Origin of the sequence: Swingsia samuiensis (assembly GCF_006542355.1) — a bacterium.
GTDB lineage: Bacteria > Pseudomonadota > Alphaproteobacteria > Acetobacterales > Acetobacteraceae > Gluconobacter > Gluconobacter samuiensis.
Genome location: NZ_CP038141.1, coordinates 97,154 through 110,732 on the forward strand (window position 1 = coordinate 97,154; position 13,579 = coordinate 110,732).

Below are 13,579 nucleotides of genomic sequence, written 5' to 3' on the forward strand. Positions count from 1 at the left end.
CAGCAGCTTGAACTGCTTTATCACTCTTCTTGCGGGTTTTCTTTTCCGTCTTGATTTTTTCTACTTCCTGCCCCTCAACTTTCTTAGTACGACGACGGCTTTTAGGAGTGTTATCATCAGCCATTCACTTGATCTCCATAAGGGACGATCACACAATTCTCACCCGCTTAGCAGCGTGAAAAGTGTGCTGTCTTATTGTGAAAAAAGGATAGAAATTGACGTATTGTATATCAGGATGATGAGGTAGAAACTCAACCCCACCTCATCATCACTCATTTTTTAAGCAGATTGCTCTGCCGGCTCACTCTTTACTTTTCCATAAACATAAACAGGGTTAGCTTTTTTCTCTGCAACCTCACGATTAATGACAACCTCTTCAACGTTTTCCAACCCTGGTAGGTCAAACATCGTATCGAGCAAGATATTTTCCATAATTGAACGCAAACCACGCGCTCCAGTTTTCCGTTCAATCGCTCGCTTTGCAATGATTGATAAAGCATCATCTGTAAATGTAAGCTTAACGCCTTCCATTTCAAATAAACGTGCGTACTGTTTAATCAGAGCATTTTTAGGCTGACTTAAAATTTGAATCAAAGCAGCTTCATCCAAATCATTCAACGCAGCAATAACGGGCATACGTCCAATAAATTCAGGTATTAAGCCAAATTTCAACAAATCTTCCGGTTCAACGGTTTGAAGGATATCGCCCAAACGACGCTCTTCCTCAGACCGAACATCTGCCCCAAACCCAATTCCAGAGCCTTTTCCACGGGCGACAATAATTTTGTCCAGGCCAGCAAAAGCGCCACCACAAATAAAGAGCATATTTGTCGTATCAACCTGCAAAAACTCTTGCTGAGGATGCTTACGACCACCTTGGGGAGGAACAGAAGCGACAGTTCCCTCCATAAGCTTTAACAATGCTTGCTGAACACCTTCCCCAGAAACATCCCGAGTTATGGATGGATTATCTGATTTGCGTGAAATTTTATCAATTTCATCAATATAAACAATCCCCCGCTGAGCGCGCTCAACATTATAATCAGCGGCTTGGAGAAGCTTTAGTATAATATTTTCAACATCTTCACCAACATAGCCTGCTTCCGTCAGAGTTGTTGCATCCGCCATGGTAAACGGCACATCTAAAATACGCGCCAACGTCTGAGCTAGAAGAGTTTTACCTGATCCCGTTGGACCAATCAGCAAAATATTAGACTTCGCAATCTCAATATCATTATTTTTCTGTGCATGAGCTAATCTTTTATAGTGGTTGTGCACCGCTACAGAAAGGGCTCTCTTTGCTTCAAATTGCCCAATGACATAATCATCAAGAACTTTGCAGATTTCTTTTGGGGTTGGTACACCATCACCAGATTTTACAAGATGAGTCTTATGCTCCTCTCTTATAATATCCATGCACAGTTCAACACATTCATCACAAATGAAAACTGTCGGTCCTGCGATCAGCTTACGAACTTCGTGCTGAGACTTCCCACAGAACGAGCAATATAAGGTGTTCTTTGAATCGCCGGTTTTGTTGCTCATCACTGTTCCTCTTTACCCCTCACGCAAAACCAACCGCGTTCTGGCAGCAGACATGCGGAAAACGTTTAACTTTAAGCCAAGGTTATAACCCTCGGCAAGTCTGGTTTTATTCTTTCCAGACATAAAAAGCGGCATATGACAATGCCGCTTTTTCTTTTCAAGGAAGATATTTACACCTTCCCTTACTCCAACTGAATCAATTTTGATCTTCATCGACCTTAGGATGACGACGAACAACCGCATCAATCAAGCCAAACTCTTTAGCTTCTTCTGCAGAAAGATAACTATCCCTCTCCAGCTTTTGCTCAATGTCTTCTAAAGTTCTACCGGTATGCTCACGATAAATTTCATTCAAGCGCTTACGTATCAAAAGAATTTCACGCGCCTGAATTTCAATATCAGATGCTTGTCCTTGAGCTCCACCGGAAGGCTGATGCACCATGACGCGAGCATTAGGCAAACAATACCGATGCCCTTTCTCTCCGCCCGCCAAAAGCAAAGAGCCCATTGACGCCGCCTGACCGATACACACTGTACTTACCGGACAGCGGATATATTGCATTGTATCGTAAATAGCGAGCCCAGCAGACACTACACCGCCAGGACTATTAATATAAAAAGAAATTTCCTTAGTCGGGTTCACACTTTCAAGATACAAGAGCTGTGCACTAATCAAAGATGCTACCTGATCGTAAACAGGCCCTGTCAAGAAAATGATACGCTCCTGAAGGAGACGTGAAAAAATGTCGAAAGCTCGCTCTCCACGGGCGGTTTGTTCAACCACCATCGGAACCAGAGAGTTATTAAAAACTTCGACGGGATCGCGGTCCCCAATGGCCATGCTATCTTTCCTCAATGCCCAATGGCTTCTCTAGATCCTATAAACATGGACCCGAGAGAGCATTTCGTCAAAGGGGGGATACGGTAAATAGGCACTATTTTATCAATAAGCCTTTTTACCGCCCCTTTATTCTTAAACTTCAGCCGCTGGGATCTCTGCTAATTCTTCTGGTGTTACTTCTTTTTCCGTAACATCAGAAAGTTCAATCAGATAATCAACAACCTTGTTTTCCAAGATCGGCCCACGAAGCCCTTCAACGGCTTGAGGATTCTTCGCAAAGAAGTCAAAGACTGCTTTTTCTTGGCCAGGATAACGCTGTGCTTCTTGCTGCATCGCACCAAGCAACTCTTCACGCGAAATCTGGATGTCTTGCTTACGGCCAACTTCTGCCAGCAACAATCCGAGCTTTACGCGGCGCTCCGCAATCCGACGGTAATCTGCACGCAAGGTTTCTTCATCCTTGTTTGCATCTTCCTCATCAAGACGACCAGCTTGGCGATCTTGCTCAATTCGAGACCAGATCTGGTTAAATTCAGCATCAACCATGCTTTCTGGAGCTTCAAAATTTGTCTTATCTGACAAAGCATCCAGCAATTCACGCTTAATGCGCAAACGAGAAAGCTGACGATACTCGCCTTCAGCTTGCTCCGTAATAATTGAACGGATCTGATCAAGACTTTCAAGCCCAACATCTTTAGCGAGCTGATCATTAATCTCTGGATCAACAGGTTTTTTCAAAGCTTTTGCTTTGATATCAAATGTTGCTTCTTTTCCAGCGAGCTCTGCAGCCTGATAGTCTTTCGGGAACGTCACTGTAATGACGCGCTCTTCCCCAGCTTTCATGCCATCAATCTGTTCGGCAAATCCAGGAATGAACCCTTCACCACCAATTTCAACGTTAACATCGTTCGCCGTACCACCATCAAACGGAGTACCATCAACTTTACCAACAAAGTCAACTGTAACCACATCGCCCTTCGTTGCAGGACGATCTTCAGAGATGTCCTCAAATTTGCGGCTACGACGTGCAAGGTCAGCCAATGCCTTGTTCACAACTTCTTCGTCAACTTTAGCGGTAAGGCGTGTTAACTTCATTCCTGAAAGATCAGGAACTTCAATTTCTGGCAGCACTTCCAAATCAACCTTGAATTCCAAATCCCCATCCCCTTCAGGAGCAGAGATCAGGTCTACTTTTGGCTGAACTGCTGGGCGCAGGTTATTTTCCTGCATCAGCTTGCTGGTCGCATCATTAACTGCCTGCTCCAACAATTCTGCATTAACAGATGCGCCATAGCGCTGTTTCACTAACGATGCAGGCACTTTACCAGGGCGAAAACCTGGAAGCTTAATCGTAGTTGCCAACTCTGCAAGGCGGGCTTCACGACGAGCCTGCAGGTCAGCTGACGGAACAACAACTGTGAAGGAGCGCTTAAGTCCTTCGTTGAGCGTGGGCGTAACCTGCATAGTCCAGGAAATCCTCTTAGTCTGGTCGTTATAATTCTGAACGAGAACTGCGTTGGTACGGGCGGAGGGACTTGAACCCCCACAACTTGCGTCACCAGAACCTAAATCTGGCGTGTCTACCAATTCCACCACGCCCGCTTACCCCGTTTTTCCGGGGATCGAGTTATCGAACCTTGGAATAGCGCCGTTTAGCGCATGATACACAACTTCACAACAGGGCAGTCACAGGGTTTTTATTCAAATCTACTTTTGAAAGCCTCTCCGCATGCGCTCTGGCTTTTCCCAAAGGCAGATCTAAATCCTCTGCAATTGGCCATCCACCATGATTTAAGCCAGCTAAAATACCAGCCTCTCCATGGAGCCAGACACCTGCACAACTTGCTTCCCATACAGGCATTCCCGCAGCAATTAACGCCGCGATTATCCCCACTAAAGTATCACCCGAGCCTGCTGTAGCCAAAGCTGACGTTGCATGCCCATTAATCGCGACTTGACTATTTGGGGAGGCAATCACTGTATCAGGGCCTTTCAAAACCACCACAGATTGTAGTGTTTCAGCTGCTGCTTGAGCTGCTTCCATACGACTGTTTTTTATAGAGCCGAATATTTTTTCAAACTCACCTATATGTGGCGTAATAACAGCCACCCCACGCAAACGTGATATATCTTCCGCAGCCCATGCTAAGGCACCCGCATCGGCCACGACTGTTTTTTTGGCTTTCAAAAGTGATGGTAAAAATTCGCTAACCTCAGACAATATCAGCCCTGGCCCACATACCCAAACGTTGCGCCGTTTGTCTTCAAGGAGTTCCTCCAAAAGAGAATCGTCGACAACAATTCCTGGATCACCGATTCGATATACCAGTGCAGATTCCTGCGATGTCACAATACGAACCAAACCAGCCCCTGTCCGGCGTGCCGCACGAGCCGCTAAACGCGCAGCGCCAGCCATATGGCTACCACCACACACACTCACAACTCCACGCCGATACTTATAATCATCACTCTTGGACGATGGTAAGCGCCATAAACCTGGCCAATTTAAAACAATTTTTTGCTCGATCGCTTCCTGCGCACTCTGGGGCATTCCAATATCTGCACACACGAGATCACCACATAAAGAAGGCCCCTCTTCCAAAAAGTGCCCTGGCCGCGGCCGAACAAATGTAACCGTTAATAGGCACGGCAAAGCACCCCCTTTAACTTTCCCAGTTAATCCAGAGAGACCGCTTGGGACATCTACTGCCACACGTCGCTTAACGGCTGCCAAAACATCCAGCACCTCAGAACTTACATCTCGTGCCAAGCCTGCACCATAAACAGCATCCACAAGAAGATCTGCCTCTTGAGCGGCTAGCGGGGAAAGTGGAAGAGTTATCCCCTCCCATTGAGCCGCCGCCTTATACGCTGCTGTATTTTCTTGAGGGGGAGCAACGACCATCACTTTAACGGGCCAGCCCCATTGGCTTAATAGACGGGCGGCAACATACCCATCCCCGCCATTATTTCCCGGACCGCATACAACAACGACTTTGCATACAGAAAAGCGACGACGAATTGCCCGTGCAACAACCCACCCCGCATTCTCCATCAAACAAGACACACCGACATCTTCAGACGCGATCTGGTCCATTGCTGCACTTTGCTCTGGCGTTAATAGAGTAAATGCGGATAAAGCCATTTTCATCCCCTCTCAGTTGCCATTTGACGGCGCATAACGACAAATAATTTTGTTATTTTCCTATAACGTAATACAAATACGTTCAGGTAATTTCCCTACTGAATTTCCTGTCTATAGACAGACATGTCGTCTACCTTAACGATGATGAGGATCAATGATAGAACCAATTATCTGGAGCCTCGTGCTCGCCATGCATTTATTGAGCATGACCTATTGGGTTGGCGGATCCATATATTCTTCTCTTGTTGTCCGCTCTACTGTCAGCCTTTTAGACCCCAACCCTAAAGCCTCCGTTCTTCTTCAAAATTACACACGGTTTTTTAAAGGGCTGTGGCAAGTCGTTCCTTTTGCACTTCTTAGTGGATGGGCTCTTATTTTTCATGAAGGTGGCTTTGCAAACGTCAACTGGCCTATCAACCTTATGCAAGTTATTGGCCTTGTTATGGCGATCATCTTTTTTGTAACAGCACGTGGCCCGTTTTTAAAAGCACGACGCGCTTTACGCCCTCAAGTCAGCTTGTTTAACACCTTACAAAAAAGAACGGCGCTTATGGCGATCTTGGGTGTTATAAATATAATTGTCGCTTCTATGGCACACATCTTATAAATTGATACGAGTTACGGGCTAAATATTCTCTTGAAAAACTCTATCCCTTGCTTTTAAAAGGAATTAACGATAACGGATCAGAAAGTAAAAAGGATAAAACTCCTTCCTTTTCAACTCTGGTCCATCTTTAGGCCCTCACTATCAACGAAAGTCTCGAGAGTCATTTGAACGCGAAAACGACCTCTGGTCCTTCCAAAACAAAAAAAACCAATACTCCAGCAAAACGTGGACGCCCCGCCGGTGTACGCAATAAAGCGTCTAAAACGCCCGTAAGTGCTGAACCCAATTCAGAAGTTTCTCAAGAAAACGATAATATATTAGCGGCTGCGGAATCGGCGCCTGCATCAGAAAAGACAGTAGCTCGCAAAAGCCGTGCAAAAACGGTGAAAACAACTAAATCTGAAACCAAAACCCCTGCAAAAAGTACGTCTCGACGCTCAAAAAAAACGCTTCCTGAAGCTTCCTTACCTTCAGAAGAACAAGCTTTTATTGAGCCCGAAGAACCCACTACAGCTTCGAAAAGCAATGCAGTAAAGCAAAAGAAAACAACTGCTTCCAAAACTACGTCTCGTAAAAAGAAGACTGCTATTGAAGAGACAGATACAGCAGACACACAAACCAAACCGAAATCTGTCCGTCGCGGACGTAAATCTGAGGCTAAGAAGGATGATATTCCTTCTCCTTCAGAAGACATCGTCCCTCAGGCACTTACCGACATTGTCGTTGATGAACCTTCGCTCAAAACAGATAACCAGTTCAAACTTCTTGGTTTAAGTGACCCTATAGTCAAAGCCATTGATGAACTCGGTTACACAGAACCTACTCCTATTCAAGCTCAAGCTATTCCTGAGATATTGAAGGGTCATGACGTTCTGGGCGTTGCACAAACAGGGACAGGCAAAACTGCATCCTTTACCCTGCCATTGCTTGAAAAACTTTCCGGCTCTCGTGCGCGAGCCAGAATGCCCCGCTCGCTCATTTTAGAGCCAACACGTGAACTGGCTTTACAAGTAGCCGAAAATTTCCAACTCTATGGAAAGCATCTTCGACTAACTCATGCGCTGCTTATCGGCGGTGAAAGCATGATCGAGCAGAAAGAAGTTCTTAATAAAGGTGTAGATGTCCTAATTGCGACTCCTGGTCGTCTACTCGATTTATTTGGTCGTGGTGGATTGCTTTTGTCTCAAACCGGGCTGCTCGTGATTGACGAGGCGGACCGTATGCTCGACATGGGGTTCATTCCAGACATTGAAAAAATTATTAACCTTCTACCACCACACAAACAAACTCTATTCTTCTCTGCAACAATGGCGCCAGAAATCCGCAAGCTGGCAGATACATTCCTTAAGTTTCCAATAGAAATTACTGTTGCAAGACCGTCATCTGTCGCCACAACGATTGAAGAAGCATATCTTATCGTTGAAGAAGATAATAAAAAACGTACGTTGCGAAAATTATTAAAACAACAAGACGTTCAAAGTGCGATTGTCTTCTGTAATCGTAAACGCGATGTCGACATGGTGCAGCGCTATTTGTCAAAATACTCTATCCCAGTTGGGCATCTTCATGGGGATTTAACCCAATCACTCCGCTTCTCAACATTAGAGCGTTTTAAATCTGGAGAACTAAAAATTCTTGTTTGCTCAGATGTTGCAGCACGCGGTATTGATATCGGTGGGTTGTCTCACGTTTTTAACTTTGATCTCCCTTTCAGCGCAGAAGACTACGTCCATCGTATTGGTAGAACCGGTCGCGCTGGCAAGCAGGGCCATGCCTTCAGTCTGGCTGGACCGAAAGATCGTCGTTTACTAGAAGCGATTGAGAAATTAATTGGAAAAGAAATTCAAAAGATTGAACCTGCTGAAATAGAAACAGTGGAATGGCAATCTGAAGAAGAGAAATCAAATAAATCTCACTCTTCCAATCCTAACTCTACACGCCACAAAGAAGAGATAAAACCAAGCTCCGAAAACGAGAATTATAGAGCCAAACGGAACCGTAATAACAAACGAAGCAATATACCTTCTCGTCATGGGGCTGAGGACTCTGGGGAAATTAATCCTCCTATGCCTCAACAGACACAAGATTATTCTCATTTTCAATCTGTAGAGCTCGCTTCACCGTTCGAGAAAGAAGGTTCTAGAATGGGTTTTGAAGGCGACACCCCTGCCTTTATGCTTGTTCCACGACGTCGCAAAAAGATATCTTCAGTGGCTCAAGAAGATCAATCCCCACACCCTGTCCAACATGACGGTCGTCACTATAATGACAAGTGAGGATATAACGGGGGCTATTTCTGTAAAAGTAGAGGGACTGGGCTATTCAGGGGATGGCTTCGTTAAATATAACGAAGAAAAATTTTTCATTCCGAATACGCTTCCTGATGAAACTCTAAAAATTCGTTTTTCTGGTTCTCGGCCCGAATTAATAGAAATTTTAGAGCCTTCCCAGAACAGAGTGAGCCCTGTGTGTAACCTGTTCAATACCTGCGGGGGATGTGCCCTACAGCATATGTCTCTTCCAGCATTGCTAGACTGGAAAACATCCAAGGTCGCAAATGCATTAAATGGTGCCGGCTTTTCGAACCTACCTCAGCCCAATCAGTATCAAACATCTCCTAAAACACGACGCCGTATGGATTTTGCTATTCAACGGATCCCCGGGAATATTATTCTAGGGTTACACCGCAGGAATGGCGACCCTGTTGATATGCAAGAATGTCAACTTCTTGATGAACGGCTTTTTAATTTACTTCCTGATTTACGTGAGATGCTTTCCCACCTTGGCGCAATAACAGGACGTGCAAGTTTAGTTATTAATTTATTTGATAGTGGAGCAGACTTTACCCTTTCTACTTCTGCCGCCCTCTCTGCCTCAGACCGTATGAAAATTGCTGATTTCACTCAGAAACATCATATCCCTCGCTTTTCATGGCAGGATCCTAAAAATCATATTATCGAAACAGTGGCTCAAACCCAATCTGTTAGACATACTTTTCAGTCAGGCGTTGCCTCTCCTCCGCCTTCTGCATTCTTACAAGCAACGCCAGATGCAGAAGAAAAAATAGTAGAATCCGTTCTTTCCGGTTTACCCGCTCTAAACCGGAAAGACATTATCACTGAACTTTTTGCTGGATGTGGCACACTCACTTTCCCTCTTTCAGAAAAAGGACGTGTCATCGCTTTTGAAGGAGAATCCCAAGCAGCCTCATGCTTAAAACAAGCATCGGGTGGTAAACGAATTGAAAGCCATAACCGAGATTTAATGCGCCGCCCTTTATTACCTCACGACTTAAAATCAACACGTGTCGTTGTGTTAGACCCCCCCTATGGCGGCGCCTCTGCTCAAATGCTTCCCCTTTCTAAATCAACAGTTTCAGATATCGTTTATATCAGTTGTAATCCCACAGCTTTAGAAAAAGACGCTGCCGTTCTCAAAAAAGCTGGATTTTCTGTAATAGACTGGTCTGTTATAGACCAGTTTTTATGGTCCACAGAAGTTGAATCTGTTATTACATTTTCTCGTGATCAAAAACGCATCAAACGTGAAAACTCTCGCCGCACCCACAGCGCCCCTTCTCATTAGGATTTTTAAAAGTAAATCCTGATTCGAGATCTTTAACCTCATAATCCATAACGGTTCCGGTCAAAAATAACGTTGCTTTCCGATCAACGAGCAACGTTAAGCCTTGATCCTCTACGCGTTCATCTGTCGGCAATGCCTCGTTAACAAAATTCATTTCGTAAGACAGACCAGAACAGCCTCGTGTTCCTACGCTAATTCTTAAAATTTGATCTTTATGAGCACCAGAATAAAGATTCCTTAAACGTTCAGCCGCTCTGTCCGATAAAGTCATAAGAGCGGGCAAAGAACGGTGCGTCTGTTGGGTATCGGTCATACTGATAAATCTCTTTTAAAACATGTTCAAAGCTAAACGAGCATCATCACTCATCCGGCTCATATCCCATGGTGGATCCCAAACAATCTCCACTTCGGCATTCGTCACCTTAGGAACTTGCAAAATGGCAACTCGTACCATTTCTGGTAATTCTTGAGCACTCGGGCAATTGGGTGCCGTTAACGTCATCTCAACTTTAACGCGGCCATCATCGTGCAGGTCAATCGCGTAAATGAGCCCCAATTCATAAATATTAACCGGAATTTCAGGGTCATATACCGTAGCAATTGCTGCAATAACAGCATCCTGATCAGGGGATGTGTTTATTACTTCAGTCTGTACAGGCTCTTCTTTTTGATTATCGGTCATAACGCTACTCATGTGAGCATTTTCCTAGCACGTTCAAGGCCCTCTATCAGTGCATCGACATCTTCTTTTGTTGTATAAACACCAAAACTTGCACGAGCTGTCGCATGTAAACCCAATTTTCGAACGAGAGGTTCAGCACAATGCTGCCCCGCCCTGATCGCAATCCCAAGTTGATCGAGCAGTGTTGCTAAATCATGCGGATGTGCTCCATCCATGATAAAAGAAAGAACACCTCCCCGTTGCTCGGGATGGCCAAGAACCTTTAATCCACTCACAGTTTGCAATTGTTGCTCAGCATATTGCGTCAGATCACGTTCATGTTGAGTGATCTTTTCGTAACCAATATCCTCAACAAAGTTTATAGCTGCGGCAAGCCCTATAACCTCAAGAATAGCAGGCGTTCCAGCTTCAAATTTATGAGGAATTTGAGCCCAAGTCGCTTTTTCAAAAGAAACGCTTTGAATCATTTCTCCACCACCTAAAAAAGGCGGCATCGCTTCTAGAATCTCTCTTTTTCCCCATAAAACACCGATCCCTGTCGGGCCGTAGATTTTATGCCCTGTATAGACAAAGAAATCTGCTCCCAATGCCTGCACATCGATTTGATGGTGCACAATTGATTGGGAACCATCAAACAAGATACGGGAGCCATATTTATGAGCAATATCAGCCAACTTCCGTGCAGGAGTAATTGTTCCTAACACGTTTGACATATGGGTAATGGCCACCAAGCCAACCTTCCCATCCGATAATAACGCCTCATATGCATCCAGATCGATATCGCCGCTCTCCAATATAGGGACGACACGCAGCTCTATTCCTGCTCGATCACGCAACATAAGCCATGGAACGATATTTGAATGATGTTCCAACTCTGAAATGAGAACAGCTTGGCCTTTTTTCAAAAGAGAACCATAGCTATGTGCAACAAGATTAATGGCTTCCGTACTGTTTCGAACAAAAACAACTTCATGACGATCATAAGCATTAATCTGACGCGCGATGACGTCTCGTGTATGCTCATACGCTTCTGTTGTTTTCTCGCTCATCCAGTGCAAGCCACGATGAATATTGGCATATTGATGATATGCCGCATCACGCATAGCCTCGATAACACGAGTAGGTTTTTGAGCCGAAGCTGCACTATCTAGAAAAACTAACGGCCGCCCATGCACCTTTTCAGATAAAATGGGAAATTGATCTCTTATTTCAGAATTCATAATGAAATACTCCGCAACAGCACTTCACGAATTTCTTCATCCGCCACAAGGTCCAGCGCATCAATCAAAAAGGCTTGCACCAATATTTCCCGTGCTTGCGCTTCCGGAATTCCGCGTGATCTTAAATAGAAAAGTTGCTCGTCATCTAATGCTCCCACCGTTGCACCATGGCTGCATTTTACGTCATCTGCATAAATTTCGAGCTCTGGCTTACTGTTAATCTGTGCTTTTTCTGAAAGAAGAAGCGCTTGATTCATCTGGTAACCGTCTGTTTTTTGAGCAACCTGATCCACCAGTATTTTCCCTTGGAAAACACCTTGCCCACTCTCAGAAAGAACCGTCTTAACCGTTTGCCTGGAATTACAATCTGGAGCAGCATGATGAATCATTGATGTCAAATCATTCAGGCGTGTTCCATCCACCACCTGTATGCCATTCACGTGCACCGAAGCATGTCTTCCATTCAATACAGCAACAACTTCATGACGAGCCAAATGACCACCTTTATTTAGGGTGAAACTATCGTAATTTCCTCTTTCCTCAACCTGAACAGAGACAATTCCCAAATGTGTACTTTCTGGACTTTCCTTTTGAATCTTTACATGGTGAAGGTGAGCATTTTCTTTAACTACAATATCAAAACGGGGGTTCGTTAAATAAGAACCTTCCCCTACATGAATATCAAAAAGCTTAAGAGACGCCCCCTCTTCCAAAACAATCTTGTGGTGTAAATGCGTTGAAATATGCGCACCTTGTGTCAAAGACACTAGGGCTAACGTCCCTGCATCCACGCCTGCAGGAACAGTAAGCGTCACCCCTTCTGTTCCCAAAGACTCATTTAAAAGAGCCGTAAAATTTTGCTTCAATACCGGGAAAGAAAATCCCGCATTAGACTTAATCTGATCACTCTGATGAGAGTACTGCTCTTGCCTTCTCCCGTTAGCAAAAACAATGCGGCTTTTAGTCTGAGGTAATGATAAACTCTCTAAAAGAGCACTCACTTGCTCCGCAGGAATAGCCTCTGCTTCATGCCATTTTATATCATCAACAGAACGTAAAGACGTATAATGCCATGCTTCAACCTTCCGTGTTGGAAGCGTTGTTTTAAACAAATCTGTTTTTTTCGTTGCTCTTGTACGAAACGCATCAAGAGCAGGCGAAGGTTTTTCTAAAGCTTCAACACTCACGCTGCGGCCTCTAAAAACTGTTTATAGCCCTCTTTTTCAATCATCTTTGCAACTTGTGCACAGCCACTATGAATAATACGGCCATGCGCCATAACATGCACACGATCCGGCACAATATATTCAAGAAGACGCTGATGATGTGTGATAACAAGCGCAGAAAAATCAGGCGTGCGCAATGAATTAACGCCTTCTGCTACAATACGAAGCGCGTCAATATCCAATCCACTATCGGTTTCATCAAGAATGGCTAAGGAGGGCTGCAAAAGTCTCATTTGCAAGACTTCATTGCGCTTTTTCTCACCACCGGAAAAACCAACATTAACAGCACGCTTTAACATCTCATCTGACATAGAAAGATGTTTCGTTTCCGCACGAACGGCTTTCAAAAAAGCAACGGCATCCAACTCATCTTCGCCACGTGCCCGGCGCACAGCATTGACAGCTGTTCTTAAAAAATTGGCATTATTGACCCCAGGAAGTTCCACAGGGGACTGCATAGCCAAAAATACACCTAAAGCAGCTCGCTCTTCAGGTTCTAATTCAAGCAGGTTTTGCCCTTTAAAATAAGCACTCCCACCTGTTACTTCGTAATCTTCACGCCCTGAAAGAACATAAGATAGTGTGGATTTTCCAGATCCATTTGGCCCCATAATGACATGAACTTCACCTTTAGGAACCTCAAGGTCTATCCCTTTTAAAATATCCTTAGGTGTTCCATCCGCATCGATACGGGCCTTTAGGCCTTGAATTTTAAGAAAATCGCTCAT

General features: G+C 44.5%; 12 protein-coding genes and 1 tRNA gene. 3 read left to right on the forward strand and 10 right to left on the reverse strand.

The window, feature by feature from the left end:
- Positions 1-279: 279 nt before the first annotated feature.
- The 5 genes from clpX to E3D00_RS00460 all read right to left on the reverse strand — a co-directional run bounded on the left by clpX (position 280) and on the right by E3D00_RS00460 (position 5,531).
- The gene (clpX, locus tag E3D00_RS00440) at positions 280-1,545 is read right to left on the reverse strand and encodes an ATP-dependent Clp protease ATP-binding subunit ClpX (RefSeq protein WP_141458941.1); all 1,266 of its coding nucleotides are present in this window, start codon (positions 1,543-1,545) and stop codon (positions 280-282) included.
- A 196-nt stretch (positions 1,546-1,741) separates the two neighbouring features.
- Positions 1,742-2,386, reverse strand: a complete 645-nt coding sequence (locus tag E3D00_RS00445; protein WP_141458943.1) for an ATP-dependent Clp protease proteolytic subunit — start codon at positions 2,384-2,386, stop codon at positions 1,742-1,744.
- A 132-nt stretch (positions 2,387-2,518) separates the two neighbouring features.
- On the reverse strand, positions 2,519-3,850 hold the full coding sequence (gene tig / locus E3D00_RS00450) for a trigger factor (RefSeq protein WP_141458946.1): 1,332 nt from the start codon (positions 3,848-3,850) through the stop codon (positions 2,519-2,521).
- Positions 3,851-3,903: 53 nt separating this feature from the next.
- Positions 3,904-3,988 (reverse strand) — tRNA-Leu (locus E3D00_RS00455).
- A gap of 70 nt (positions 3,989-4,058) precedes the next feature.
- On the reverse strand, positions 4,059-5,531 hold the full coding sequence (locus tag E3D00_RS00460; protein WP_141458949.1) for an NAD(P)H-hydrate dehydratase: 1,473 nt from the start codon (positions 5,529-5,531) through the stop codon (positions 4,059-4,061).
- Between the two features lie 154 nt (positions 5,532-5,685).
- On the opposite strand from E3D00_RS00460, the gene E3D00_RS00465 reads away from it, so the two are divergent.
- The 3 genes from E3D00_RS00465 (at position 5,686) to E3D00_RS00475 (ending at position 9,723) form a co-directional block, all read left to right on the forward strand.
- The gene (locus E3D00_RS00465; protein WP_141458951.1) at positions 5,686-6,138 is read left to right on the forward strand and encodes a hypothetical protein; all 453 of its coding nucleotides are present in this window, start codon (positions 5,686-5,688) and stop codon (positions 6,136-6,138) included.
- Between the two features lie 716 nt (positions 6,139-6,854).
- Complete coding sequence (locus tag E3D00_RS00470) at positions 6,855-8,414, forward strand: DEAD/DEAH box helicase (RefSeq protein WP_342777672.1); 1,560 nt, start codon at positions 6,855-6,857, stop codon at positions 8,412-8,414.
- The gene (locus E3D00_RS00475) at positions 8,404-9,723 is read left to right on the forward strand and encodes a class I SAM-dependent RNA methyltransferase (RefSeq protein ID WP_246091444.1); all 1,320 of its coding nucleotides are present in this window, start codon (positions 8,404-8,406) and stop codon (positions 9,721-9,723) included. The genes E3D00_RS00470 and E3D00_RS00475 overlap by 11 nt, the downstream gene beginning before the upstream one ends.
- Here E3D00_RS00475 and E3D00_RS00480 read toward each other — a convergent pair.
- Genes E3D00_RS00480 through sufC form a run of 5 tightly spaced genes read right to left on the reverse strand, consistent with a single transcriptional unit; the run spans position 9,677 to position 13,579 of the window.
- Positions 9,677-10,036 (reverse strand): HesB/IscA family protein, encoded by a 360-nt coding sequence (locus E3D00_RS00480; RefSeq protein ID WP_141458957.1) that lies wholly within the window; start codon positions 10,034-10,036, stop codon positions 9,677-9,679. The two genes, E3D00_RS00475 and E3D00_RS00480, sit on opposite strands and share 47 nt — an antisense overlap.
- Before the next feature lie 15 nt (positions 10,037-10,051).
- Positions 10,052-10,405, reverse strand: coding sequence for an SUF system Fe-S cluster assembly protein (locus E3D00_RS00485; protein WP_246091445.1), 354 nt, complete (start codon positions 10,403-10,405; stop codon positions 10,052-10,054).
- An 8-nt stretch (positions 10,406-10,413) separates the two neighbouring features.
- Positions 10,414-11,625 (reverse strand): aminotransferase class V-fold PLP-dependent enzyme, encoded by a 1,212-nt coding sequence (locus E3D00_RS00490; protein WP_141458961.1) that lies wholly within the window; start codon positions 11,623-11,625, stop codon positions 10,414-10,416.
- A complete protein-coding gene (gene sufD, locus E3D00_RS00495) occupies positions 11,622-12,812 on the reverse strand; it encodes a Fe-S cluster assembly protein SufD (protein ID WP_141458963.1) in 1,191 nt (396 codons plus the stop codon). The genes E3D00_RS00490 and sufD overlap by 4 nt, the downstream gene beginning before the upstream one ends.
- Positions 12,809-13,579, reverse strand: a complete 771-nt coding sequence (sufC, locus tag E3D00_RS00500) for a Fe-S cluster assembly ATPase SufC (protein WP_141458965.1) — start codon at positions 13,577-13,579, stop codon at positions 12,809-12,811. Before sufC ends, sufD begins: the two co-directional genes overlap by 4 nt.